The organism is Bacillus sp. 22446 (genome assembly GCF_052044955.1).
Taxonomy (GTDB): Bacteria; Bacillota; Bacilli; order Bacillales; family Bacillaceae; genus Bacillus; species Bacillus altitudinis.
In genome coordinates, this window is record NZ_JBQEOD010000010.1 from 30,093 (window position 1) to 54,805 (window position 24,713).

Annotated in this window: 22 protein-coding genes and 1 pseudogene; 9 read left to right on the plus strand and 14 right to left on the minus strand. The window is 41.7% G+C overall.

Going from position 1 to position 24,713, the window contains the following annotated elements; translation table 11 throughout:
- Nucleotides 1-12: 12 nt before the first annotated feature.
- The gene (locus tag ACTJJD_RS16235) at nt 13-984 is read right to left on the minus strand and encodes a GDP-mannose 4,6-dehydratase (protein ID WP_272511888.1); all 972 of its coding nucleotides are present in this window, start codon (nt 982-984) and stop codon (nt 13-15) included.
- Between the two features lie 4 nt (nt 985-988).
- Complete coding sequence (rfbF, locus tag ACTJJD_RS16240) at nt 989-1,753, minus strand: glucose-1-phosphate cytidylyltransferase (protein ID WP_440608647.1); 765 nt, start codon at nt 1,751-1,753, stop codon at nt 989-991.
- A gap of 354 nt (nt 1,754-2,107) precedes the next feature.
- Between rfbF and ACTJJD_RS16245 the strand changes: the two genes are divergently transcribed.
- Entirely contained in the window at nt 2,108-2,257 is a 150-nt protein-coding gene (locus ACTJJD_RS16245; RefSeq protein WP_008344201.1) for a DUF1540 domain-containing protein, read from the plus strand.
- 200 nt (nt 2,258-2,457) lie between these two features.
- Nucleotides 2,458-3,537 carry a DUF3900 domain-containing protein gene (locus ACTJJD_RS16250; RefSeq protein ID WP_317328826.1) on the plus strand — a complete coding sequence of 360 codons (1,080 nt, stop codon included), beginning with the start codon at nt 2,458-2,460 and terminating at the stop codon, nt 3,535-3,537.
- A 63-nt stretch (nt 3,538-3,600) separates the two neighbouring features.
- Here ACTJJD_RS16250 and ACTJJD_RS16255 read toward each other — a convergent pair whose 3' ends face one another.
- Complete coding sequence (locus tag ACTJJD_RS16255; RefSeq protein ID WP_440608648.1) at nt 3,601-4,800, minus strand: MFS transporter; 1,200 nt, start codon at nt 4,798-4,800, stop codon at nt 3,601-3,603.
- Between the two features lie 103 nt (nt 4,801-4,903).
- Between ACTJJD_RS16255 and ACTJJD_RS16260 the strand changes: the two genes are divergently transcribed.
- Complete coding sequence (locus ACTJJD_RS16260; protein WP_440608649.1) at nt 4,904-5,812, plus strand: LysR family transcriptional regulator; 909 nt, start codon at nt 4,904-4,906, stop codon at nt 5,810-5,812.
- Nucleotides 5,813-5,845: 33 nt separating this feature from the next.
- On the opposite strand, the gene ACTJJD_RS16265 is transcribed toward ACTJJD_RS16260, so the two are convergent.
- Nucleotides 5,846-6,325, minus strand: coding sequence for an aminoacyl-tRNA deacylase (locus ACTJJD_RS16265; RefSeq protein WP_017360428.1), 480 nt, complete (start codon nt 6,323-6,325; stop codon nt 5,846-5,848).
- A 146-nt stretch (nt 6,326-6,471) separates the two neighbouring features.
- On the opposite strand from ACTJJD_RS16265, the gene ACTJJD_RS16270 reads away from it, so the two are divergent.
- Nucleotides 6,472-7,674: an MFS transporter gene (locus ACTJJD_RS16270; protein ID WP_440608650.1), complete on the plus strand. Its 1,203-nt coding sequence runs from the start codon at nt 6,472-6,474 to the stop codon at nt 7,672-7,674.
- Nucleotides 7,675-7,687: 13 nt separating this feature from the next.
- Here the strand turns inward: ACTJJD_RS16270 and ACTJJD_RS16275 are convergent, their stop codons facing one another.
- Entirely contained in the window at nt 7,688-8,419 is a 732-nt protein-coding gene (locus ACTJJD_RS16275; RefSeq protein WP_336750328.1) for a MurR/RpiR family transcriptional regulator, read from the minus strand.
- Between the two features lie 204 nt (nt 8,420-8,623).
- On the opposite strand from ACTJJD_RS16275, the gene ACTJJD_RS16280 reads away from it, so the two are divergent.
- On the plus strand, nt 8,624-9,952 hold the full coding sequence (locus tag ACTJJD_RS16280) for a 6-phospho-beta-glucosidase (protein ID WP_181891127.1): 1,329 nt from the start codon (nt 8,624-8,626) through the stop codon (nt 9,950-9,952).
- Between the two features lie 33 nt (nt 9,953-9,985).
- Here the strand turns inward: ACTJJD_RS16280 and ACTJJD_RS16285 are convergent, their stop codons facing one another.
- The gene (locus ACTJJD_RS16285; protein WP_035703589.1) at nt 9,986-10,633 is read right to left on the minus strand and encodes a DUF3885 domain-containing protein; all 648 of its coding nucleotides are present in this window, start codon (nt 10,631-10,633) and stop codon (nt 9,986-9,988) included.
- A gap of 113 nt (nt 10,634-10,746) precedes the next feature.
- Between ACTJJD_RS16285 and ACTJJD_RS16290 the strand changes: the two genes are divergently transcribed.
- Nucleotides 10,747-10,947, plus strand: a complete 201-nt coding sequence (locus tag ACTJJD_RS16290) for a hypothetical protein (RefSeq protein ID WP_025206887.1) — start codon at nt 10,747-10,749, stop codon at nt 10,945-10,947.
- A 10-nt stretch (nt 10,948-10,957) separates the two neighbouring features.
- Here the strand turns inward: ACTJJD_RS16290 and ACTJJD_RS16295 are convergent.
- Nucleotides 10,958-11,872, minus strand: a pseudogene (locus ACTJJD_RS16295) (NAD(P)/FAD-dependent oxidoreductase).
- Nucleotides 11,873-11,937: 65 nt separating this feature from the next.
- Nucleotides 11,938-12,375, minus strand: a complete 438-nt coding sequence (locus tag ACTJJD_RS16300; RefSeq protein ID WP_440608651.1) for an Rrf2 family transcriptional regulator — start codon at nt 12,373-12,375, stop codon at nt 11,938-11,940.
- 181 nt (nt 12,376-12,556) lie between these two features.
- Here ACTJJD_RS16300 and ACTJJD_RS16305 point away from each other — a divergent pair, with 181 nt between their 5' ends.
- The gene (locus ACTJJD_RS16305) at nt 12,557-12,928 is read left to right on the plus strand and encodes a hypothetical protein (RefSeq protein WP_007496834.1); all 372 of its coding nucleotides are present in this window, start codon (nt 12,557-12,559) and stop codon (nt 12,926-12,928) included.
- A 54-nt stretch (nt 12,929-12,982) separates the two neighbouring features.
- Here the strand turns inward: ACTJJD_RS16305 and ACTJJD_RS16310 are convergent, their stop codons facing one another.
- The 4 genes from ACTJJD_RS16310 to ACTJJD_RS16325 all read right to left on the minus strand — a co-directional run bounded on the left by ACTJJD_RS16310 (nt 12,983) and on the right by ACTJJD_RS16325 (nt 17,524).
- A complete protein-coding gene (locus tag ACTJJD_RS16310; RefSeq protein ID WP_440608652.1) occupies nt 12,983-13,837 on the minus strand; it encodes an SMI1/KNR4 family protein in 855 nt (284 codons plus the stop codon).
- A 106-nt stretch (nt 13,838-13,943) separates the two neighbouring features.
- Nucleotides 13,944-14,918 carry a tRNA dihydrouridine synthase gene (locus ACTJJD_RS16315; protein ID WP_017366774.1) on the minus strand — a complete coding sequence of 325 codons (975 nt, stop codon included), beginning with the start codon at nt 14,916-14,918 and terminating at the stop codon, nt 13,944-13,946.
- 253 nt (nt 14,919-15,171) lie between these two features.
- Nucleotides 15,172-16,554 (minus strand): 23S rRNA (uracil(1939)-C(5))-methyltransferase RlmD, encoded by a 1,383-nt coding sequence (gene rlmD, locus ACTJJD_RS16320; RefSeq protein WP_251211095.1) that lies wholly within the window; start codon nt 16,552-16,554, stop codon nt 15,172-15,174.
- A gap of 61 nt (nt 16,555-16,615) precedes the next feature.
- Entirely contained in the window at nt 16,616-17,524 is a 909-nt protein-coding gene (locus ACTJJD_RS16325; RefSeq protein WP_007496845.1) for a diacylglycerol kinase, read from the minus strand.
- 181 nt (nt 17,525-17,705) lie between these two features.
- On the opposite strand from ACTJJD_RS16325, the gene ACTJJD_RS16330 reads away from it, so the two are divergent.
- On the plus strand, nt 17,706-18,659 hold the full coding sequence (locus tag ACTJJD_RS16330; protein WP_440600302.1) for a nucleoside hydrolase: 954 nt from the start codon (nt 17,706-17,708) through the stop codon (nt 18,657-18,659).
- Nucleotides 18,660-18,885: 226 nt separating this feature from the next.
- Here the strand turns inward: ACTJJD_RS16330 and ACTJJD_RS16335 are convergent, their stop codons facing one another.
- A complete protein-coding gene (locus tag ACTJJD_RS16335; RefSeq protein ID WP_440608653.1) occupies nt 18,886-22,110 on the minus strand; it encodes an efflux RND transporter permease subunit in 3,225 nt (1,074 codons plus the stop codon).
- Between the two features lie 131 nt (nt 22,111-22,241).
- Here ACTJJD_RS16335 and ACTJJD_RS16340 point away from each other — a divergent pair, with 131 nt between their 5' ends.
- Nucleotides 22,242-23,087, plus strand: coding sequence for a TetR/AcrR family transcriptional regulator (locus ACTJJD_RS16340; protein WP_035391424.1), 846 nt, complete (start codon nt 22,242-22,244; stop codon nt 23,085-23,087).
- Nucleotides 23,088-23,269: 182 nt separating this feature from the next.
- Here the strand turns inward: ACTJJD_RS16340 and gatB are convergent, their stop codons facing one another.
- Nucleotides 23,270-24,700: an Asp-tRNA(Asn)/Glu-tRNA(Gln) amidotransferase subunit GatB gene (gatB, locus tag ACTJJD_RS16345; RefSeq protein ID WP_007496855.1), complete on the minus strand. Its 1,431-nt coding sequence runs from the start codon at nt 24,698-24,700 to the stop codon at nt 23,270-23,272.
- Nucleotides 24,701-24,713 lie beyond the last annotated feature (13 nt).

The window sequence follows — 24,713 nt, forward strand, 5'->3', positions numbered from 1 at the left end:
CTGTATACACCTCTATTTTTGAAAGAATTCGCGATACCATTCAATTGTCTTTTCTAACCCTTCATCAATGGAGTAATCAGGCTTCCAATCAAGCAGCTTTCTCGCCTTTTCTGCTGATAAATATTGATGCTTAATCTCATGCGTTCCTTGATTCAAAATACGCGGCTTCAGTTCACTGCCCATCGCCTTTAAGATTTTATCAACGAGCTCAAGCACGGTCAGCTGAATTTCATTACTAAAGTTAAATGCTTCTCCTGCAAGCCCTTTTTCCTCCATTTTTTCAGCTAGCAGTAAATAAGCCTTGACCGCATCTTCAATATAGAAATAATCACGGATAAAGGTACCGTCACTTCTAATTTCTGGCGCCTTTCCCTCTAATACCAGCTGGATGGTTTGCGGAATGATTCGGTTAAAATTCAAATCTCCGCCTCCGTATAAATTACCGCAGCGCGTAATACAAACTGGAAGACCATATGTGTTGTAGTACGTGTGAGAAATTAAATCTGCACAGCTTTTTGACACATCATATGGGTGCTTGCCGTTAAGCGGCATGTCTTCATCATAAGGAAGCTGTTCTTGATCTCCGTATGCTTTATCACTTGATGCCACGATCACTCGTTTGATGAGCGGCTGCCTTCTGCACGCCTCCAGCACATTCCATGTCCCTAAAATATTGGCTTCAAATGTAGAGACCGGGTGCCGATTTGCGACCCCAACAATCGCTTGGGCAGCCAAATGAAAGACCGTATCAATCTCATATTCTCCTAACGCACGTTCTATCGTCTGCATGTCCTCCAGTGCGCCTTGGACGACATTCATCTTTTCAAATTGACTGCCTTGATATAAGTTCGATCTTGGCACTTGATCACGTACAAGCCCTGTTACGTTTGCTCCTTGATCTATCAATTCCTTGACGAGGTAACTCCCTAACAATCCCGTACACCCAGTCACAAATACGTTTTTTCCCTTCCAAAACCCGCTCATGCTGTCACCAAACCTTCCATGGTTGTTTTCCTTCAGTCCACATGCCGTTGATTTCTTTCAAGTTTTTATACGTATCAATTGCTGTCCAAAATCCGTGGTGCTCATAGACTGCAAGCTCTCCATCATTCGCCAAGTTCTGAAGAGGCTCTGCTTCGAACACACATTGATCATCATCTGTTAAATAATCAAAAACCTTTGGAGACAACACAAAAAATCCTCCGTTGATCATCCCGATACTGTCTGTCTTCTCAGAGAAGGATTGTGCCATCCCGTTATACACCTTCAGCGTGCCGTACTGTGATTTCTTTTCAATTCCTGTGACAGTGGCAGTTGCTCCAAGCTCTTGATGGCGCTTGAGCAAATGAAACATATTGATATTGGCAAGTCCGTCACCGTACGTCATCATAAATGTCTCATCACCAATATAATCCTGTACCTGCTTTAACCGCCCGCCTGTCATCGTATCCTCACCCGTATCTAAAAAGGTGATTTTCCAGTTCTCCGAATTCCCTAAAAGCTTCATTTCCCCTGTCGACATATCCAGCTGCATGCTGTGATGCCGCCAGTCGTAGTTGAGAAAATACTCTTTGATTTTCTCTCCTTTATATCCAAGCAATAAGATAAACTCGTCTACACCGTAATACTGATAGATTTTCATAATATGCCATAGAATAGGCCGATCTCCGATCATAGCAAGTGGTTTAGGAAGCGCTTGTGTGACCTCACTCATTCTCGTTCCCTTTCCTCCGCAGAGAATGACTGCTTTCATCTTCTCCCCTCATCTCTCTATGAAAATTTTTGATTGAAAACCCTATCTTCATGCGGAAAATCAGTACATGTACCCTTATACTTTGTCCGACATCAGGTTTTGAATCTACTCTATTCATATGTTGGAATAAGAGAGGGTGCCACCTAGCATTTAACTATTTTTACAAACAAAAAAGAGCGAGATTTGTATTCTCGCTCTTTCAAAGTTTAAATTGTATATTTTCAGGGTAGATGGTATGATAAACATGTGCATATACAGCACAAACAGCCTCTTTCGATAAAGAGACTACTAGATTGAATGAACTCAAGTGGCAGCTTGCTTCATTCTTAATATGAATCACGGAGGTGAATTCCCATGGCACAAAATGTACTTTGTGAAGTGAACTCTTGCCGTTTTTGGGCTGACAACAGCTGTACAGCTTCTACCATTAAAATTGGTAAAAGCACAATGACTGACGTGACTCGCAATGCTGAAACGGATTGCGAAACATTTGAAACAAAATAATACATGATTTTCTGAGATGAAGGAACTGGCAGGTTCCTTCTTTTCTTTTATCATTCTATCAAGAATGATAATTATTATCAAGCGTTTTTCACGAAACATTTCTCGGGAAATAATGACACGATATTTCTCCATTCGTTGACGATTTTCACTCCTTTTTCTATACTCAACATATCCAAAGAAGAAAAAGTGGTGACCAATCAGTGGATTTTACGATACGTTTTCTATCATTCTATGTGGTTGAAATAGAAGGCAAAGAGGAACAAGCAAATAAACGGTTTAAACATTACCAAACATTAGACCAAGAAGAATTTGAAAAAAGTGAGCTGAAAGACTTTCTAGACGGTGAGCTTAAAAAAATCGTCAAACGAAAAGTGGACAGACACCCTAAGTCTGAGCAAGTACCGACTAAAATCGGACGTTTCATTGTCGAACCCGGCCATGAACTCGATTCAAATCCAAACTACAATTTATTTCATCAGACGAGATTTGCAGATACAAAAGAAGTATTTAACGAATGCAGTGAACAGTTTGTTCGCACCTATTTAGATACAAGTGCTGTCAGAGGCGGCGTGTTTTTGGTTGCATCTGCGGTTCCTAAAAAATATTTCGATGACTCTTTTGTCTTTATCATGAAATGCGATTTTGAACAGAAAGTCGCTTCTATTGCTGATACATCTACCTTGATCAAAAAAGTAGAAATGGCGATTACAACAAAAAACATGAAATCGATTCAATACCCATTTATGCCAGAAGAGGGCATGACAGAGGAAGCCGAAGTGAAAATTCACCAATCCTCACACGCTCGTTATTTTGAGGACTTTCTAAAATTCGTCGAATACGGGGAATCGATGCCTGAAATCATGAAATCACAGGTCATGAATATGGTGCAGGAACATGTATTTGAAACATTTCAGGATGAAAGTGAAGAATTAAAACAATTTGAAGAGGACCTTGAAATATGGGAAGCAAGTGAAAAACGGGAGATTCGGGAAACACTCGATACAGAACAGGTCACACTAGCGGCTTCACACATTGTTGAACAAACCCCTGATATCACGATGAAGATGCGTCTAGGCGAAACAGAAATTAAAGGACTTTTAGCCGACTTTGGCCACTCGATTCATATCGCAAAGGTCAACAATCGATATGTCGTACTCGTTGAAGCAGATCAAATTGTATTTGAAAAAGGAAGCACACCTGTTGAATTCCATAAACCCAATGGCTTGAAAGAGGTCGTCAGCCAACTCACGCAAAAAGCCTATGATTCAGACTTAGAATAAGAGAATATGACTGCCTCCTGCGATCAGCTGCATGAGGCAGTTTTTTATATAACGCTTTATTTCTTACACTGCACTAGAAGAAACATGCTGCCCGCTTCTTATCCACATGCTGACGAGCATTAAACTTATGATAAGCATCAGCCAAAAGACGCTGTTTGTTCCGAAAAACTGGATCAACGTATACCCACACAAAGGTCCTAAAGCAGCCCCCATATCTTGAACAAAAGAATAGCTGGCGAGAAAGCGGTTCTTATCTGTTTGAGCAGAAGCTTTTTGAAAGGCAAGTGTATCGGTGAACGTTGTGACAATTGTTGCCATCAGTTGAATCAAAAGCAGCATCAATAGGAACCAGCCGCTTACCTTCAGCATGATCACAAAAAAACTGAGCCCTCCAAATGAAAGAAACATCCAGCATAACATTCGTTCCTTCATCACAAGACGATCAAACCATTTGCCCGTTCTCGGTGCGAGAAATGGTTCCCACCCCCACCTGAGTGCTTGAATAACACCGCTTAAAGCCGAAGCTCCGATGACAAAGCCAAACAGAGTCAATTCATCTTGGTCAATCTTTGCTTCAATGACATGACTCAGCGTGGATGCGAATAAACCTTGAATGATCAGTGCGATCAGCATGCCTGTTATCAGTACTTTTACCACATCTCGTGTCAACCACTTCTGTTTGATGCCATGATACACCTGCGTGCCTTCTCTTTTTTCAATTTCATTCAACGATACATAAAAAATGCAGCCCATTAATGTGAGTAAGCCAAAGACAAGCGTCATGGACTGAAAACCGATCAAGCTGGCAAGGATTCCACCAAATAACATGCCAAATAAACTGCCAAGCCGGTAAAGCCCATTATAAAGACCCGTCAAATGTCCTTGTGAGCCTTCGTCCATTTCAGCCAAGACCCTCATCCCACTCATACGGAGTAACGTCCAAGCGAGACCCCATGCACAGCGGCAAATCAATAGCAGCCAAAATCCACTCATACCATATAATATCGTGGTCACTGACGCGATCATAATTGCGATCAGTACACCGGTCTTCATTGGGATATATCGATAAAGCCACCATACGACAGGTGCTAGCGGGATACGAATGAATCGGTTGATAGACAGCAGTAACCCCACCTCCCAAATGGATGATAAACCAATCTCTTTCCAATAGACCGGGAGAACAATATAGAGCATTGAATCCCCAATAAGTGCAAATGCTGTGATGAGCGAAATTGACACAACTTGCTTTTGACGACGATCCATTTTTTCTTCCCCCTTCGCTACCTTTACGATAAGGGATACCTTATAATAAATCTAATGAATGTTTTTGATTGAATCATCAAAATAATTGATAGGCGGTGCAAAGATGAATTTACATGCCCTCCGTATTTTTGCAAAGGTAGCCGAAACAAAAAGTGTCACACAAACGGCAGACGTGCTGTCTTTGACGCAGCCGGCTGTGACGGCACAATTACGAAGCATTGAACGAGAGATCGGTTTTCGTCTTTTCAAACGAAACGGCCGGGGGATTACCCTGACGGAAATGGGGAAGATCCTGTATCCATATGCCCGGCAAGTATTCGAGGCGGAAAAAGAAGTAGAATATCAGATCACTCTTCTGCAAAACGGAAAAAAAGGAAGACTCAGAATTGCTTCTACCTACGTACCACTTAACTTTTTACTGCCTGATTGGCTTGCCTCTTTTAAAACATCATCGCCACAGACAGATATTGAATTAAAAAGCGGAAACTCCGCTCAAGTGATCGAAAGTCTGCTTCAATATCAATCAGATGTGGCGATCGCCGTAATAGAGGATCTGCACCACGAAGATCTTCACACCTCTCACTTAACTGATTTAAGTTATGACTTTATCGTGCCTGTGGATCATCCGTTAAATGGACAAACCGTCCCACTAGAACGACTGAGCCATGAACCTTTTTTAATGCGAGAAGAAGGCAGTTCGACGAGAGACAAGCTTTTTTCCCTTTTTACCGCTAAAGGAATTAAAAAACCGACCGTTGATTTACAATTCAGTGGTGTCCACGAAGCCATTCAAATGATCAAAGCTGGCTATGGCATTACCCTTGTTCCTCGTGACGCTGTTCAGCGAAGCTTAGAACGTGGAGAGATTGGGCGCGTGTATATCGAAGGAATTGACATTATCAGACCTGTTGTGGTCTGCAAACGGGCGAATGACCTTGAGGAAAATAGGACGGTACATGCTTTTCTGCAAATGAAAGACATTGGTCCCTTTACACCACCTGCTTCCAATTAAAAAAAGTGCCTGCTTCAGCAACAGGCACTTTTTCTATTCGGATGGCTGAACAAGATCAAATGGGACCGCCTTTGAGGCTATCACTAATTGTTCTGGTGTGATGAGGATTTCATTTCCCCATTCTCCTGCTCCAACGCCTAATATCTCTTCTTCTAATAGCGATGCTTCGATAATCGTGCGGAACCCTTCAGGCTGCCAGCAAAATGGCGGAATCGAGCCAATTCGATAGCCCGTCACTTCAAGCACCGTGTCAGGTGAAGCCATTTTGATATTACGAGAGCCGGCGGCTTTCTTTAGTTTCCCTGATTTGATGTGCTGGTCAGCACCAACCATCACAAGCAGCTGCTCCCCTTCCCCTGTTTCAAAGATCAATGTTTTGATCATTTGTCTTTCTCTAAAACCAAGAGCTGCCGCTACATTCGCTGCGCCCTTCTCTGTGTCGGCAGAAAATGTTTTGATGTCATACGGGATGCCATGCTTGTCCAAAAAGTCATGTGCTGGTAATTTTTTCAATGGATTGAACCCCTTTCCTTACGATGTTCTTTCATTTAGCTTATCACAATCCTCTCAACCTTAAGATGTATTTTTCAATGGAAAACCTCTGCACACTTCGCCAACATGCTATACTGAACTTGTTTTTGAAAAGGAGTCGGTTGGATATGGGAAATAAGTTTTGGTGTTATACAGGCAGTAAAAGCCTTCTCATGCTAAGTGATATTCTATTTTTGATGACAGTCACATTGGTTATTTATCAAGATACACAATCTGTCGCCTATGCGGCTGTATTTCCGCTCATAAGAACACTATGTCAGCTATTGGCTGGGCTCCTCTCTCCTGTTTTGACAGAACTCTTTCAAGCCAAGCGTCTATTGAAATGGGTCCCTCTTTTACGTATTGGGATGCTCGTCGTATTCACGACCCAATTTGATTTCTTTCAGCAGCACCTGATCTGGCTGTTTAGTGCGTTCGTTTTGATTTCCATCACAGGCGGGTTCATCAGCCCTTTATTACAGGCCATCATGCCGATGCTTGTGCCAGAAAATCAGCTTGTGAAAGCGAACAGTACAGCCTCCGTTTTTTATCAATCTGTTCAAATCGCCGGCTATTCGTTTACTGGAATGCTCGTCCTGTTGATTGGTCCATCTTATTTAATGTGGGCCTCTTGTTTCATGATTGTGTTGTCCTATCTATTGATCATCCCTGTTTTTTCTCTACTCAAGCAAGAAGACACGGTTCAAAAAGAAAATAAGATGAACGGGTTCAAAGATGGCTGGAAGATCATTTGGACAAACAAAACGGTTCGCACCCTGACTTTCATGGATGTTAGTGAAAATATTGCAGGTGCTTTGTGGGTCGGACCGGTTACGCTTGCCTTTGTCACACTTGTTTTAAAGGAAGGTGCGGAATGGTGGGGATATATCAATGCCGCATATTATATAGGTGCCATTATAGGCGGACTCATGGCCGCATGGCTAAGTCAGTTTATTCAAAAACAACTTCTCCTCTTTATGGCAGCGGGCTCTTTTATTTATGCAGTGCTGACGATCCTATTTTCGCTAAACAGCCTGCCATGGCTTGCATTGCTGCTTTGTATTTTAATGGGGCCTGCCTATCAAATTCGGGATGTTTCGCAGCAAACCATTCTCCAAACGGAAACGCCAGTCCATGAGTTATCAAAGGTGTATGCGGCTCAATACGTTCTCTCTTCTATGTCTGTCAGTTTATCTATTTTCTTTGTTGGATTAATTGCGGATACATTCGGAGCGAGATTTGTGTATTTGTTAGGCGGACTGTTTGTACTCATCTGCTCAAGCATTGCCATCACCGCTTTCATGATGCAGAAAAAAAGAGCAGCTGTTTGAGGCAGCGGCTCTTTTACTTTTCTTTTAACATCGTAAACATGTCACGCGCCATTGCTTCTAGGATATACACAACGGGTGTCTGTGTGGTGATGTTGGCTCTATGGACTCGTTCGTCTGTGACGTAATAAGCAATATTTAAGTCAGAAATACGAGAAATTGTACAGTGCTGATTGTTTGTAATACTAATGATCGTGCTGCCTTCTCTTTTTAGTTTCGAAATATGATCAATCGTTATGCGGTTCTCTCCTGATACCGACAGCACAATGGTGACACTATTGTCTAAATACTGCATATTCATCGGGAAAAACGGATCGTTGATGTAAAACGAAAATTTCTCAAGACTTGAAAAGTACCTTGCCCCATACTGCGCCAAAATACCAGAACTGCCCGTCCCAATAAACAGCACATTCTTTGCATCCGCAATCAGCTTTGCTGCCTCTTTGATCTTTCCCTCAAAATCTCCTTTAAGTGTCCGTTCGATAAATTCATACAAGAAATGCTGCGTGCTTTTCAAAGAAGGTGTTTGTTCTGCTTCTAAATACATTTTGAGCTTCACCTTAAATTCTGAAAAGCCTTCACAATTCACTTTTCGACAAAAGCGAAGGACAGATGAGGTCGATATATGTGCGGCATCTGCCAAATCACGAATTCTCATATAGACGACTTTTTCACTATTTTCCATAATGTATCGGTATAAAGCGCTTTCTAGTTCATTAAAGCTGGAAATGACCTCACTTGAAAACATCTGACTTCCCCTTTCTCCAATAACATGACACATCACGTTTCTTTTATGTAACAAATCTCTAAATAGGGCACCCTTGCCTAAAGACGATGAAACCGTTTACGCACAAGGTACTCTCACGATAAGCTATAGATGTACAAACAAATGATAAAAGATTGATTCACTCTATTATAACATTGTGCGTTACATTATTCGGAGGTGCAGAACATGGCAAAAGGATTAAAGGTTGTCACAATCGGCGGAGGATCAAGCTATACACCGGAGCTAGTCGAAGGATTCATTAAACGGTACGATGAATTTCCAATTAGCGAACTTTGGCTCGTCGATATCGAAGCAGGTAAAGAAAAGCTTGAGATCGTCGGAAATCTTGCAAAACGTATGGTGAAAAAAGCGGGACTTCCAATCGAGGTTCATCTAACTTTAGATCGCCGGAAAGCACTGGTAGACGCTGATTTCGTCACAACACAATTCCGCGTCGGATTACTGGAAGCACGTATGAAGGATGAACGCATTCCTTTAAAATATGATGTCATTGGTCAAGAAACAAACGGTCCAGGCGGTCTATTCAAGGGTCTGCGCACCATCCCTGTCATTCTTGATATTGTGAAAGATATTGAAGAATTATGCCCAGATGCTTGGCTTGTGAATTTCACCAATCCTGCTGGTATGGTCACAGAAGCCGTACTTCGCTATTCAAACCATCGCAAAGTCGTTGGCTTATGTAACGTACCAATCGGCATTCGCATGGGCATCGCCAAAGGACTTGATGTCGACGCAAGCAGAGTCGAAGTCAGCTTTGCTGGATTAAACCATATGGTCTTTGGACTGAACGTGTTCTTAGATGGCAAAAGCATCATGGATCAAGTAATCGAAGACATGGCAGATCCAAACTCCACCATGTCCATGAACAACATTCAAGCGATTCCATGGGATGCAGATTTTTTAAAAGGGCTTGGTGTGATTCCTTGTCCGTACCACCGCTACTATTACAAAACAAGTGATATGCTGGCTGAAGAGAAAAAAGCAGCAGCGAATGAGGGAACTCGTGCAGAAGTCGTCCGTGCACTAGAAAATGACCTGTTCGAGCTTTACAAAGATCCTGATCTTGATATTAAGCCGCCACAGCTTGAAAAACGCGGCGGTGCTTACTACAGTGATGCAGCATGTAACTTGATCGCATCCATTTACAACGACAAACATGACATTCAGCCTGTAAACACAATCAACAATGGTGCCATCAGTGACATTCCAAATGATTCTGCCGTTGAACTGAACTGTGTCATCACAAAAGACGGCCCAAAACCAATCGCTGTTGGTGAAATGCCGGTCGCTGTCAAAGGACTTATTTCTCAAATTAAATCCTTTGAACGTGTAGCCGCTGAAGCAGCCGTGACAGGCGACTACAACACAGCACTTGTCGCCATGACCATCAATCCGCTCGTCCCATCAGATGCCATTGCAAAAAGCATCCTAGATGAAATGCTAGAAGCACACAAAGAATATCTGCCACAGTTTTTCAATAAAGTAGAAGCATAAAAAGAAGCCGCACTTGTCAAAAGTGCGGTTTTCTTATTTCCCGGCAAACAACTGATCCATCTGAGCACGGTCATAGTCTAAGAGCCAGTGCTGTAAACCTTCATAAACTGGACGCAGATGTTCTGGATCTGCCGCAATAAGATCACAGCCTCGATCATCATATAAGTGGAAAATCATCTGTTTTGAAAGATTGATAAGATAAATGTCATAACCAAACTTTCCTTTCAAGATTTGATTCGGTTTGTAGAAATCCTCTTGGCATATAGCTTGTAATAGCGTGCGCAATCGAATATCTTGCAGCTGACACTTGAGTGTAAATCTCTCTATTTTCATTGTTTCTTCTAGTTTTGATTGTACATAAGTCAAACGCTCGTGACGCAATCGGTGACACACTTGTCGGTCGGCATATTTTTGATAAACAAGGAGCTTTTGCTTCATTAATTCATGTTCATGCTGCGTATAGACATCTGTGACAAATAGAATATCGTCTTCTGAATCAAAAGCATATCTGACGATTTTCAAAGCACGATCTCCTGCTTTTTCTAATACAACCGATTCTTCTCCTAATGACCAATCTGCCACTTCAAAGCGAAGACCAAAAGGCCACCCATAAAAAAGAGGCGGCGTGAGGACAAGATCAGGAAAATGACTTTTTAAAAAACGATTGGTTTGATCGCTCATGTCATGTCCTTCCAGTGGTTTTATTTCTTATTTTACCGTTGAAACTGATGGAAATTCAATTGGAAATAAACTGTCATTTCTTATATGATAGAAAGAGATGGAGGTGTGACCAATTGAAAAAATGGTTTTTACAGGTGTTCCTCACCGCATTGATCACGATGTGGATACAGACTGGACTTGATCAGGCGAACATCATTCATATCACCAATGTATGGGTCGATGTCAGCAGCTGGATCCTAATCTTCTTTGTCATCTACGCACTTTTTGAATGGACTGCTCACGTCTTAGCAAAACGGAAAATCGCTCATCGCTGAACATCTCTTTTTACAGAGATGTTTTTTGTTGAAACTCTTCCTGCACAAGTTCATGAATCACGCCCATTCCTGCCTGACTTCCAGCTGCTGCTGCAAGAACAAGCTGAGCAGGTCCGCCTAAATTATCACCACATGCAAAAATACCGCTGACGGTTGTACGCCCAAGAATATCTGTTTCAATGCCCCCATTTTTCGTCATTTGACAGCCTAGTTTTTCAGCAAAAGGGGTTGACTGCTTGAAATCACTTGCGACAAATCCGCCTTCTCTTTTCACCGTTTCCCCATTCGCAAGGTGAAGAGAGTGAAGCTGCCCATTGTCATGATGGATCGCTACAATTGGCACATCAATAACTTGAATAGAATGTGCTGATAACAGTGCTTTCTCCTCTTCAGCTAACACTTGCTGTCCATTTGTAAACACAATCAAATCCTTTGTCCAATTGGAAAGAAGTTTCGCCATATGCAAAGCACGCTGGTTCTCAGCAATCAGAGCCAGCGGCTTGTCCTTTAGCTCCCAGCCATCACAGAAAGGACAGCTAAACAACGTCTTTCCATACACTTCATGAATCCCCTTCATTTCTGGCAATATATCCTGAAGTCCAGTTGCCAAAATGATTTTTTTCGCTTCGAATCTTTCTCCTTCTTGTGTCAGTAACGCGAAGTTGTCCTCATGATTTTGTATCTACACAATTCTGCTTCGTTTGATTTGGATATTGGGGTAGTTTTGGAGATCCGCTTCTCCTGCTTGTCTGATCTCAAACGGTGTCATTCCATCGTTTGTAATAAATCCATGTGATTCCTGAGTCACTCGATTTCTTGGCATCTCATCATCGAATACCATGACCTGTTTTCTGCCCCGCCCCACAACAAGAGCTGCATTTAATCCGGCTGGCCCGCCTCCAATAATGGCACAATCTAATAACATATAAATCTCTCCTTTTTATCCAAGACTTTAAAGACTCTTAATATCTATAATTTACTCAAAAAAAATCACATCTTGAAAAATGGATTTTTTTCTGTCTGCTCTATTTGACTTGCAATATCAACTAACCGCTTTTGACTTAACGTCTCCTGCATTTTCATTTCAACATCCTGCATGACTTGTTCAATCAAACAGTCATCATGAGGCATGAAAGAATCATGTGCTAAAGAACAACGAAATAAATGGGTTTGTCCTTCTACCGCCTGAATGACGTCTAAAAACGAAATGTCCTCCTTCTTTTTCAGAATGGTGTAACCACCTTTTGCGCCAGGTGTTGATTCAATCAATCCTGCCTTCACAAGCTTTGTTAAAATTTTAGATAAATAGGTAGGTGAAAGATCTTGCATCTTGGCGAGAGGCTCAACGCCTATTGCTTTCCCCTTTGGTGCAAGGGTTAAAAATACCATCGTATGCAGCGCATAGTTGGTCGCTTTAGAATATTTCATCGAAACATTCCTTTCTATCTATTATAGACCTTTTATATCTGTAATTGATCATAAAAGAATCAAGAAGAAAAAGCAAGTATTGTGGATCTGCTTCTTTTTTCATTCCACATTTCGCATTTCCTTCCGATAATAGAAGTAAGCACGAATAAAAGCTTGATGAAGACTAGAAGGAGTGAAAAAAATGTCAGATCAACAGCACAATGCAGCACACGAAGAAGAAGAGGAATTTAACGTATATGACATGCTTCCACCCGCAGGAACAATCATTGGCGAAGCAACAGAAGAAGAAATGGAAGCTGCGGCAGCATTAGAAGTGAGACATTACGCCTTTATGCGTCTGCAAGACTCGTACATTCAATTTGATGGATCTTCTTATAAAGAATTGCTTAAAGACTTTCAAGAACTAGAATTTGATTCTGCAAAGTTTTGGAGAGCCATCGCACGACGCCTGCAAGTCCCATACGAATGGCCAATCCGAATCGACCATGCAAACGGTCCTATTTATATTGGTGAAACAGAAGATAGCCGTGATGTTGAGGAGAGTGCGGAGTAAAGGAATTGGTGACCCCCTTTTGGTGAGGGGGTCTATTTTAAAAATAATAGATACTTATTCCTCTAAATCAAATTCCAATGCGATTGATATATTAAAGGCAATGTGGGGCATTTCATCTATTTCTGATTGACTCAAATGCTTCGCAAAACGACGTGCATGCTCGACAACATCAGCATGCTGCTTAATCATTTCGTCATTCATTATAAAGATCGTATTGATTGCCCAGCCAACAGTCGTTAACATTTCTTCGTCCTGAAGGGTATCCATATATGTTTCTACTTCAGAAAAAATCCACTTAACATCATCTATTTGTTCCACTTGAAAATTCGAGATTTTTGAAAGCTGTTCAGGGTCTTTGGTTAAAAAGATATCTTTCACTTCTTCTTTTGATAATGGTTTATTCTGTTTTTCATATTCAGCCAGCCATTCTTCATCTGACATTTCATCTTCTTCGCTATCTTCTGCGGTATAATGCCCCGCAATCAATTCATCAAACGAATCCGTTAATTTAAAATCCGTTTCATATTCTAGATCAAAGTAATGAACCGGCGGATGTTCCTTTGTTTCTCTATAATCCAATGCGATCCACGTATGACCATCCCCACAAATCAGCACAAGCCTCTCAGGCAATTCCCATTCTTCTATTAAATAATCACTATCCATGATACCTTCGCCTTTGGCAATTCCTCTTAAATGATCAAATGACACATGATCTTCTGCCCATCCATTCGGATGGTCTGTTGGAAAAGCATTATGCAAGGTATAACCGCCATTTTGTTCGAGGATAAGCTTCTTATATGTATCAGGCAAGATGACGCCTAGTTTCTTTTCCGCTTTTGCAATGCCTTTTTCATTGATTTTCTTAAATGTCTCTTCACTTTCTCTGTCTGTGTCCCAAAATGGTTTCAAATAAAATACCTCCAATTGTTATTTCTATCTCATTTTACCATTTAAGAAAACTAGTTTAATAGTCCTATTCATAAAAAAAGAGAAGGGTTCTCCCTCCTCTTGTTGATCATGATTGTTCTTGATTTCTCGCTTCAAATTCATCTAGCATTGCACGCACTTCATCTGTTGATGATGTGTTCATTAATTGGTTTCTTAGGAAGCTCGCTCCTCTGAATCCTTTTACATAAATCTTAAAGAAACGATGCAGTGCCTTAAATGGTCGCAAACCTAATGAAGAATATTGATCATGAAGATCAAGATGTAATCTTAAAAGACCTAGCAGCTCATCACTCGTATGCTCTTTCGGCTCTTTTTCAAAAGCAAATGGGTTATGGAAAATCCCACGCCCAATCATCACACCGTCCACTCCATACTGCTCAGCGAGTTTTAAGCCAGTTTGACGATCAGGAATATCACCATTGATCGTCAAAAGCGTATCAGGTGCTACTTCATCACGCAATTTCTTAATCTCAGGAATGAGCTCCCAATGCGCATCCACCTGGCTCATTTCCTTTCTTGTGCGAAGGTGAATCGATAAATTCACAATGTCTTGCTCCAAAATGTGTCTGAGCCAACCACGCCATTCATCGACCTCTGTAAACCCTAGTCTTGTTTTCACACTAACAGGTAATCCCCCTGCTTTTGCCGCTTGAATCAGCTCTGCCGCAACGTCTGGACGAAGAATCAATCCACTACCCTTCCCGTTTTGCGTGACATTTGGGACAGGACAACCCATATTAATATCAAGCCCCTGAAATCCTAACTCCGCCATTCCAATACTCATTTGTCTAAAGTTCTCAGGCTTGTCTCCCCATATATGAGCAACAATCGGCTGCTCATCCTCTGTAAATGTTAAACGGCCTTTCACACTTTGAATGCCATCAGGGTGGCAGTAGCTCTCACTGTTCGTAAACTCTGTAAAAAACACATCCGGTCTCGCCGCCTCACTCACAACATGACGAAACACAACATCTGTCACTTCTTCCATTGGTGCTAATATAAAGAATGGCCGTGGTAAATCACGCCAGAAATTTTTACTCATCTTTCATCCAATTCCTCTCATAACATAGCGCCTTAAAGGGCATGTCCTTCTGTAAATTCTTTCAGCAATTTTTATCATTATATACTTTAATATGAACTAGGCAAAATTGCAAAAAAGGACATTTCAAAACCAAATAAGGGGTAAAGATTAATTTTCGACCTATAATTACCGCTTTGTATTCAAGTGAAAGGCAGCCAAAATAAAAATATCCCGATATCGGTGTTATATCACGAAATCGGGATGCTTCAATACATTATGACTGTTGAATCACAAGACTAGCAACGCATTCAACATGACTCGTATGCGGAAACATATCCACCGGCTGCACTTCCTCCGTCACATACCCACCATCTTCAAGAATACGCAAATCACGAGCTAGCGTCCCTGGATTACAGGACACATACACAACACGGTTTGGTTTCATCTTTAAAATCGTATCAAGCAGTGCTTCATCACAGCCTTTTCTTGGCGGATCAACCACTAGCGTATCTGCTTTGATGCCTTCTTTGTACCAGTTTGGGATAACCGTTTCTGCTTCGCCGACTGCGAATTCAACGTTGTTGATTCCGTTTAAGGCAGCGTTGCGTTTTGCATCTTCAATCGCTTCTGGCACAATTTCCACGCCATATACTCTGCCTGCTTTTTGTGCGAGAAATAAGGAAATTGTACCGATTCCGCAATACGCATCGATCACGGTTTCTTCTCCTTGCAGCTCGGCATATTCAAGGGCTTTGTCGTAAAGCACCTTTGTTTGAGCTGGATTCACTTGATAAAACGAGCGGGCTGAAATAGCAAATTTGATGTCGCCAATCGTGTCATAAATGTATTCTTCTCCCCATAAAACGGTCGTTTCGTCTCCGAAAATGACATTTGTCTTCTTTGAATTCACGTTTTGCACAATTGACCGAACGTGTGGGAAGCGTGCTATAATCTGCTCAATCACTTGTTGCTTTTGCGGAAAATCAGCCGTTCTTGTGACAAACACAACCATCATTTCACCTGTTGCAATACCGTAGCGAACCATGACATGACGCAACCAGCCTTTATGACGTTCTTCGTTATATGCTTTGATACCGAACGCTTGGCATATTTCTTTGACAGCTTGAACGACTTCATCGTTTTCTGATTGCTGGATCAAACATTTTTCCATATCAATGATTTCATGGGTACGCTGCTGATAAAATCCTGCAACAAGTCCGCCTTCTCGTTCACCAACTGGTACTTGTGCTTTGTTTCGGTAATTCCAAGGGTCTTCCATGCCGAGTACAGGATGAACTTTTACACGGCTCATATCAAGCTTGCCGATCCGCTCCAATACGTCCTTTACTTGTTTCTGTTTAAAAAGCAGCTGGCCTTCATAGCTCATGTGCTGAATTTGACAGCCTCCGCACTGCTTATAGATAGGACATGGCGCATCTTGCCTGTGCTGACTTTCCTTTGTCAGCTCCATGAGTCGTCCAAAAGCAAATCCTTTTTTGACACGTGTGACTTTGATTTTCCCTTGCTCGTCAGGAAGGGCATTCGGTACAAACACAGGGAAACCCTCAATTTTCGCTACACCTGCACCTTCGTGCGTTAAATCTTCGAAGGTTACATTGTAGTATTCATTCTTTTCAACAGGCGGTTTCATTTTCACCAATTTTATCACCTCATTTGCAAAGAAAAACTTGGTCGCCATAAGGAACCAAGTTTAGTCTTCACCCTATTTTTTCAGCTGTTGCTTTTGGCACAATAAATTCAATATGGCGATACAGATTTTCAAATTCACCTGGCAGCATGCCGCCGTATTCACCATCTAAATTCAATTGCATTTTATCTTTTACATCTACCTTCACGCGATTCGCTTTTGCGTAGATGACATTGTTATCATGAATATGCTCGCCTCGAAGTGCAAGGCTGACCACTCGAATGGCTTCTGCTAGATTGACCTTCTTTAGAATGATCAGGTCAAACATCCCATCATCTAGAATGGAATCTGGTGCGAGCTTTTCAAAGCCGCCTACTGAGTTTGTTAGTGAAACAAGAAACAGCATGATTTCGCCATGAAACAATTTGCCGTCATATTCAATTTCGACTTCTGTCGGGCGAATGGAAGGAAGCATCTCCATGCCTTTCAAATAATACGCAAGTTGTCCTAGCATGGTTTTCAGCTTACTAGGCACTTCATAGGTCAGCTCTGTTAATCGGCCGCCTCCCGCAATATTAATGAAATACTGTCCATTCACTTTACCAATATCAAGCGGCTTTGCTACACCATCAATGATCGCATCTGTCGCTTTTAAAATATCTTCTCTTGGAATGCCAAGTGCTCTTGCGAAGTCATTGGTCGTTCCAACTGGAATGATTCCTAATTTTGGTCTTTTTTCAAGCGGCGCTAATCCGTTGACGACTTCATTAATCGTGCCGTCTCCACCAGCTGCTACAATTAAATCAAAGTCTCTCTGTGCGGCTTTTTCGGCTGCTTGTGTTGCATCTCCTGCACATGTCGTCGCATGACAAGATGTTTCATAGCCAGCCTGTTCAAATTTTTGCAAAACCTGCGGTAAATTCTTCTTAAAGAGTTCACGTCCAGATGTCGGATTGTATATAATTCGAGCACGTTTCATTCATCATCATCCTATTATCATTATGCAATCTATTTTCACCACTAACAACCTTTAATTATACTATGAGATTTGAAAATGGCAACAGAACAACCCCCTAATATTTGAAATCTCATGGCACGTTTCCCTGAGCAGATCAACATTCTGATAAGATAAAAGAAAACGATGAAAAGGATGGTATGCCATGAAAAAGCCTGTCTATTTCAACCATGACGGCGGTGTTGATGATCTTGTGTCCTTATTTCTACTTCTTCAAATGGAACACCTGAAAGTGATCGGAATGTCTGTGATTCCTGCTGATTGTTATTTAGAGCCTGCGCTGAGCGCTTCTCAGAAAATTATTGATCGTTTTAGCCCATATGAGATTGAAGTCGCCGCTTCCAATTCTAGAGATGTGAATCCTTTTCCAAAGGAATGGCGCATGCATGCTTTTTATGTAGATGCCCTGCCGATTTTAAATGAAAAAGGCGCTGTTGATACAAAAGTATCTAAGCTTCCTGCACATCTTCACCTGATTGAAACGGTGAAAAAGTCAACAGAACCTGTTACGCTGCTCTTTACAGGACCGCTCACAGACCTTGCACGCGCCTTAGAAGAAGATCCTTCCATCTCAAATAAAATTGAGAAACTGGTGTGGATGGGCGGCACATTCCTTGAAAAAGGCAATGTCGAAGAACCCGAGCATGATGGAACAGCAGAATGGAATGCTTTTTGGGACCCTTATGCTGTGAGCACCGTATTTCAAGAGCGTTTTCCAATTGAAATGGTCGCACTGGAAAGCACGAATCAAGTCCCGCTCACACTCGATGTCCGTCAACGCTGGGCTTCCCTTCGCTCTCACATTGGGATTGACTTTATTGGACAATGTTATGCCTTTTGTCCGCCTCTCATTCATCACGAAACGAACTCGACTTACTACTTATGGGATGTGCTGACAACGATCACTCTTGCATCCACCTCATTTACCCGTTCAAAAGAAATGAATGCAATTGTTTATACCGAAACACCAAGACAAGGACGTACCGAAGAACATCCAGATGGAAAATTGATTCAAGTCATTGACCACGTCGATCGGGATGCCTTTTTCGAGGCCTTTGAAGAGCTGATGAGAAAAGCGGTTTGTCAGATTTCATCATAAAAAAGCCCCGCTTATTAGCGGGGCTCAGATTGTTGACAAAGGACTAAAATGTACTTTTTTAGCCCTGTGTCTTCTTTTCAGCGTGATAGAAAACCTTTGCATTCTAGGAAGAACGAGTACCGGCGCGGAGCGAATTTGACATTCGTGAGCACCAGCACGCAGGATTGACAAAGAATGCGAGGGTTTGTCTACACGCTGAAGCCCCGCTCATTAGCGGGGCTTCCTCTTACTCTTCTTCAGCGTACTTTTTCTTACGTCTAAACTTGCTTAAGATTTCATACACGATTGGCACGATGACCAATGTGAGAAGTGTAGAACTTGTTAAACCGCCAATAACGGTGACGCCAAGTCCTTTTGATACGATCTGACTTCCGCCTTCAAAACCTAATGCGAGTGGCAGCAATGCACCAATTGTCGCAAGTGCCGTCATTAAGATTGGGCGTAATCTTGTTGTACCTGCTTCAAGTAAGGCTTCTCTTGTTGAAAGACCTTCTTTTTCTTTATGAATCACTCGGTCAATCAAGACAATGGCATTTGTTACAACGATTCCGATTAGCATCAGCAATCCAATCATGGCATTTAAGCTGATGGTTTCTTTCGCTACAAACAATCCAACGAGTGCCCCAATAACCGTAAATGGAAGTGAGAACAGAATCGCAAATGGTGCAAGACCTCCGCCAAATGTAATGACGAGAACGAGGTATACAATCGCAATCGCTGCAAGCATTGCGAGTCCTAGCTGTGTAAAGGATTCCTCAATATCCGCACTTACACCGCCTGTATCAATCGTAACGCCAGATTTTAAATCAAGCTTGTCAACTTTCTTCTGAACATCTTGTGTCACACTTGATACGTCGTCTGTTGTCATGTCACCAGATACTTCAGCGTAAATCTTCCCATCACGCTTTGTTACAGTGTTTGCTGTTGTGCCATCTTTCACTTTCACCACATCGCCAATTCGGACTTGTTGTCCTGTTGGTGTTGTGATCTTTTTATTCTCTAGATCTTTTTTACTCTTGTATTCATCTTTTTCCGTTTGAAGCTTCACATCTAGTTCTTTGCCGTCCTCTGTTACTTTCGTCAACGTTGTTTCATTACTTTGAGGAGCGATCGCCTGTGCGATTTGTGAAGCGGTTAAGCCTAGTTTCGCCAGTTTTTCTTGATCTGCATTAAACGTATATTCGTCATATTTCTCAGATAAGCTTGTGCTGACGTTTTTCAAGTTCTTTTCATCTTTTAAAATGTTCTCGACATCTTTGACTGTGCCTTCAATATCACTTGCTTTGTCACCGTACACATAGTACGTCACTGTGTTGCTTGCGCCAGCAGATGAGAAGTCTTGTGATTTCCATTCCCCTTTAGACGTTTTGTCTTGAAGGGCTTTAACCATACGATCTTTTTCTTTATCAAAGTTCGGTGTGTCCTCGTCGTATTGTACGAAGAATAATGCACCGTTAGAGTTTCCGCCAACACTTGCTGTCATTGCATTTGAAGAGCCTAATGAATATTGAACTGTATTGACATGATCACGTTTCATTAAGTAATCTTCTGCCTTTTTCGTTTCAGCAACGGCTTGTTCTCTCGTTTGTCCAGGCTCTGGCGTGTATGTCACCATTGCCGTTTTTTCTGCTTCCTGTGGTAAGAAGCTGACACCGACAAGTGGTGCGAGGAATAAGCTTCCGACCAGCATCAGAATCGCAATTCCTGACGTGATCCATTTATGGTTCAATGTCCAATTGAGTACACGTCTATAACCACCAGCAAGTTTGCTTGGTTTGTGTTCTTTTACCTTTTTCGCTTTGCCATACAGGTTCTTTTTAAATAGGCTGTGAGCCATCATTGGAACGATTGTAATGGCAACAAGTAGTGAAGCCATTAGAGCAAACACAATGGTTAATGCAAATGGGATGAATAATTCACCAATCATTCCACCCACTAGCGCTAATGGCAAGAATACCGCAATTGTGACAATCGTCGAAGACATAATCGGAATAAACATTTCTTTTGTGGCTTCTCTAACGAGTGCTTTGCCTTTTAACGGTTCATCTTTTAACGCCATTCGTCGATAGATGTTTTCTATGACAACAATCGAGTCATCGACAACACGTCCAATGGCGACTGTCATGGCACCAAGTGTCATGATATTTAATGTGATATCGAGCTGATTTAATAATAAAACAGCAATCAACAGGGATAACGGAATGGAGATGACCGAAATTAATGTTGATTTGATATCTCGAAGGAACAACATGATGATAATGATCGCAAAGATTGCTCCGATGATCGCCTTGTTCAGCATTGTGCTGACAGATTCTTTAATCGGCTCTGCTTGATCATATGTCGTGCTGACTTTGATTCCTTTATTGTCTTTTTTGAATGTTTCAAGTTCTTTTGTGACTGCTTCTGCTACACTCACTGTGTTAGCATCAGAGCCTTTGACAATTTGCAGACCGATACTGTCTTTTCCGTTCGTTCTAGAAATCGATTCTGCATCTTTCACGACTTTAATATCTGCAATCTCAGAAAGTTTGATCGTCGGCAGCTCTACCGATTGACCGCTTGCTGCACCTGCACCAGTTTGTTGCTGAGCTGCTGCCTGCTGCTGACTTGCACTTCCAGCCTGTTGATCAGCACCTTGAGCTCCTGCATTTCCTGAGCCGCTAGAAGGCGCTCCAGCTCCTGCGCTTCCCGCACCGCCGCTTGCACTTGGTGTAACAGGAATTCGCATGTTTTTCAAATCTTTAACACTTAAAATATTGCCATCCACTACGACTGATTTTTGCTTGTTGCCAAATGTGTATAACCCTAAAGGTACATTGACATCAGAGCCTTTGATCATGTTTTGGACAGTTTCTTCATCTAAACCATATTCCTTTAATTTCTTTTGTTTAAAAGAAAATTCTACTTCTTTGATTTGTTGTCCAGAAGCTTCGACAGAAGAGACACCATCTAAACCTTGAAGAGAAGGAATAAGGTCATTTTCCACTTTTTGTGTCAGGTCTTGTAATGATTCTTTATCACCGGAGACACTAAGAGCTAAGATTGGAATCGCATTGATGCTAAAACGTGCGATTTTTGGTTTTTCTGCATTTTCTGGGAAATTGATATTGCTAATGGCATCTTCAATTTCCTTCTTTGCTTCATCCATATCTTTATTGTAATCGTACTCGATTTGAATCGATGAGGCATTTTCAAAAGAATTAGAAGTGACCACATTCACCCCATTGAGATTTTGGATCGACTTCTCAATTGGGTCTGTCACCTTATCTGATACTTCGTCCGGCGTTGCGCCAGGATACGTTGTAGAAACCGTAATGACTGGAGTGTTGATATTCGGGATTGATTCTTGTTTCATATTCAATCCGGCATATAGACCAGCAACTGTTACGATAATCGTCATGAGCCATACAGCGAACTTGTTCTTTAATACAAAATTGATGATCGAATTCATTATGTCCTCCATTTTCCTTTATGTATTGACTGACTGGTCATTCTATATCATAATAAACGGTGATATACAATGCCGTCAACCATTTCACTTGCGTTTGACGTAACATTCTAAAGCTGAAGGGGCCTTATTTCATGAACGAAAAAAAAGAAAAAATCATTAAAGCAAGCATTCAGTTGTTTGCGAAAAAAGGTTTTTCTTCTACGACCATTCAGGAAATTGCAGATGAATGCGGAATTTCTAAAGGTGCATTTTATTTGCATTTCAAATCAAAAGAACAGCTTTTCAACAGAGCGTTTGAATATTATATCGACACGTCTATGCAAAGTATTGAAAAGATTCGAAAAGAAAATCAGCATCTTGCGCCTAGAGATATCTTTCAGAAACAAATCGCTGAACAGTTCCAGCACTTTGCTGAGAACAAGGATTTTATCATTTTGATCCTCAGCGAGAACATTATTCCGGAAAACCAGCAAATTAAAAAGTATTCCAAAACGGTTAAAAAGCAGATGAATGATGAAATCCAAATTTCTATTTTGACCACGTATGGACAGGAGATCGAACCATACATAACTGACCTGTCAGTCATGATTCAAGGAATCATCCAATCTTATGTGCAGGTACTGCTTTTACAAGATCAGATGCAATTATCATGTGATGAGCTCTCATCCTTTATTCTCGACCGATTTGATGATTTGGTGCATGGGCTTCTCCATTCTCATGCGAAGCCGATTCTAAAGCAAAACATTTGGGATGATGAAGCGCCAAATGCCGCTACTCTTCAAGAAGAGCTTCGATTGTTAAAATCTGAGCATCTGCTTTCGGATGATACCCTTGTATCCATTGAAGTTATTGAAGAAGAATTGGCCAAAAATGAGCCTCGCAAGCCGGTCATTCAAGGGATGCTGACAAATTTAGAAACGTGTGAGGACTCCGCTGTCCAAAGAGCTGTGGAACAATTGAAGCTATTCCTCCAATGACAATACGTGGCGATGTTCACTTTAGTTCACCTTTATCCCCTTCGAATATGTGCTAAAGCTTATGCTTCATTATAAAAAAAGAACCAATGAATTGATATACGGCGGTGGTCTGAATCTGTGATAAGACCCTGTCATATCCATCAACAAAAAAACCGCCTCTTCCATGAGGCGGTTTTTGCGATTTATCGTTTTTTGATTTCTTCGAGAAGAATCTTGTTGACCATCGGCGGGTTTGCTTGGCCCTTCGATGCTTTCATGATTTGTCCGACTAAGAAACCAATTGCGCGGTCTTTTCCATTTTTGAAGTCTTCAATGGATTGCGGGTTGTTATCAAGTGCTTCTGTGACAAGTTTGAGCAGTGCACCTTCGTCAGAAATTTGGACAAGTCCTTTTTCTTTGACGATTGTTTCTGCGTCGCCCCCATTTTCGATAAGTTCTTTGAATACCTTTTTGGCAATTTTAGAAGAAATCGTTCCTTTTTCGATAAGCTTGATCATACCAGCCAGTCCTTGCGGCGTTAGCTTCGTATCTTCCAGCTCTTTTTGAGCCGAGTTTAAGTACGCAGATACTTCACCCATGAGCCAGTTTGATGCTTGCTTCGCTTCAGCACCTTCTGAAATGGTCGCTTCAAAGAAATCAGACATTTCTTTTGTCAGCGTCAGTACCATTGCGTCATATGCAGGAAGTCCAAGTTCATCAATGTAGCGTTTGCGGCGCTCGTCTGGAAGCTCTGGAATGGATGCTCTTACGCGTTCTTTCCACTCGTCATCAATGTATAGCTCCACCAAATCTGGTTCTGGGAAGTAGCGGTAATCATCAGAACCTTCTTTGACACGCATGAGGATCGTCTTTTTAGACGCTTCGTCATAGCGGCGAGTTTCTTGTTCGATCAAGCCGCCAGAAAGCAATACTTGCTCTTGACGTTTTTCTTCGAACTCAAGACCTTTTTGGACGAAAGCGAATGAGTTTAAGTTCTTGAGCTCTGTTTTCGTTCCAAACTCTTCACGGCCGATCGGACGAAGAGAAATGTTGGCATCACAACGTAGTGAGCCTTCTTCCATCTTACAGTCAGAAACGCCTGTATATTGAATAATGGATTTTAATTTTTCTAAGTAAGCATACGCTTCTTCTGGCGTACGAATGTCAGGCTCAGATACGATTTCAACAAGTGGTGTACCTTGACGGTTGAAATCGACGAGTGAATAACCGTCGCCTGTGTGCGTCAGTTTTCCTGCATCCTCTTCCAAATGAAGACGTGTAATACCAATTCGTTTTGTTTTGCCGTCTACTTCAATTTCAATCCAGCCGTTTTCACCGATCGGTTTATCAAATTGAGAAATTTGATACGCCTTTGGGTTATCAGGATAGAAATAGTTTTTACGGTCAAATTTTGTATCAGTTGCAATCTCACAGTTCAGTGCCATTGCTGCTTTCATCGCAAAGTTCACCGCTTCTTTGTTCAGCACAGGCAGTACGCCTGGATAACCAAGATCGATGACACTTGTTTGCGTATTGGCAGCCGCACCAAAAGGCGTCGGTGAGCTTGAGAAAATTTTTGATTGTGTTTTGAGCTCTACGTGGACTTCAAGTCCAATTACCGTTTCAAAGTTCATTCTGATTCACCCC

What these genes read in the sequence shown, in the direction of transcription:
- ACTJJD_RS16235 (WP_272511888.1), bottom strand. Translation starts at nt 984, where the DNA reads ATGAGCGGGTTTTGGAAGGGAAAAAACGTATTTGTGACTGGGTGTACG.
- rfbF (WP_440608647.1), bottom strand. Translation starts at nt 1,753, where the DNA reads ATGAAAGCAGTCATTCTCTGCGGAGGAAAGGGAACGAGAATGAGTGAG.
- ACTJJD_RS16245 (WP_008344201.1), top strand. Translation starts at nt 2,108, where the DNA reads ATGGCACAAAATGTACTTTGTGAAGTGAACTCTTGCCGTTTTTGGGCT.
- ACTJJD_RS16255 (WP_440608648.1), bottom strand. Translation starts at nt 4,800, where the DNA reads ATGGATCGTCGTCAAAAGCAAGTTGTGTCAATTTCGCTCATCACAGCA.
- ACTJJD_RS16260 (WP_440608649.1), top strand. Translation starts at nt 4,904, where the DNA reads ATGAATTTACATGCCCTCCGTATTTTTGCAAAGGTAGCCGAAACAAAA.
- ACTJJD_RS16270 (WP_440608650.1), top strand. Translation starts at nt 6,472, where the DNA reads ATGGGAAATAAGTTTTGGTGTTATACAGGCAGTAAAAGCCTTCTCATG.
- ACTJJD_RS16275 (WP_336750328.1), bottom strand. Translation starts at nt 8,419, where the DNA reads ATGTTTTCAAGTGAGGTCATTTCCAGCTTTAATGAACTAGAAAGCGCT.
- ACTJJD_RS16280 (WP_181891127.1), top strand. Translation starts at nt 8,624, where the DNA reads ATGGCAAAAGGATTAAAGGTTGTCACAATCGGCGGAGGATCAAGCTAT.
- ACTJJD_RS16285 (WP_035703589.1), bottom strand. Translation starts at nt 10,633, where the DNA reads ATGAGCGATCAAACCAATCGTTTTTTAAAAAGTCATTTTCCTGATCTT.
- ACTJJD_RS16300 (WP_440608651.1), bottom strand. Translation starts at nt 12,375, where the DNA reads ATGAAATATTCTAAAGCGACCAACTATGCGCTGCATACGATGGTATTT.
- ACTJJD_RS16305 (WP_007496834.1), top strand. Translation starts at nt 12,557, where the DNA reads ATGTCAGATCAACAGCACAATGCAGCACACGAAGAAGAAGAGGAATTT.
- ACTJJD_RS16315 (WP_017366774.1), bottom strand. Translation starts at nt 14,918, where the DNA reads ATGAGTAAAAATTTCTGGCGTGATTTACCACGGCCATTCTTTATATTA.
- ACTJJD_RS16325 (WP_007496845.1), bottom strand. Translation starts at nt 17,524, where the DNA reads ATGAAACGTGCTCGAATTATATACAATCCGACATCTGGACGTGAACTC.
- ACTJJD_RS16330 (WP_440600302.1), top strand. Translation starts at nt 17,706, where the DNA reads ATGAAAAAGCCTGTCTATTTCAACCATGACGGCGGTGTTGATGATCTT.
- ACTJJD_RS16335 (WP_440608653.1), bottom strand. Translation starts at nt 22,110, where the DNA reads ATGAATTCGATCATCAATTTTGTATTAAAGAACAAGTTCGCTGTATGG.
- ACTJJD_RS16340 (WP_035391424.1), top strand. Translation starts at nt 22,242, where the DNA reads ATGAACGAAAAAAAAGAAAAAATCATTAAAGCAAGCATTCAGTTGTTT.
- gatB (WP_007496855.1), bottom strand. Translation starts at nt 24,700, where the DNA reads ATGAACTTTGAAACGGTAATTGGACTTGAAGTCCACGTAGAGCTCAAA.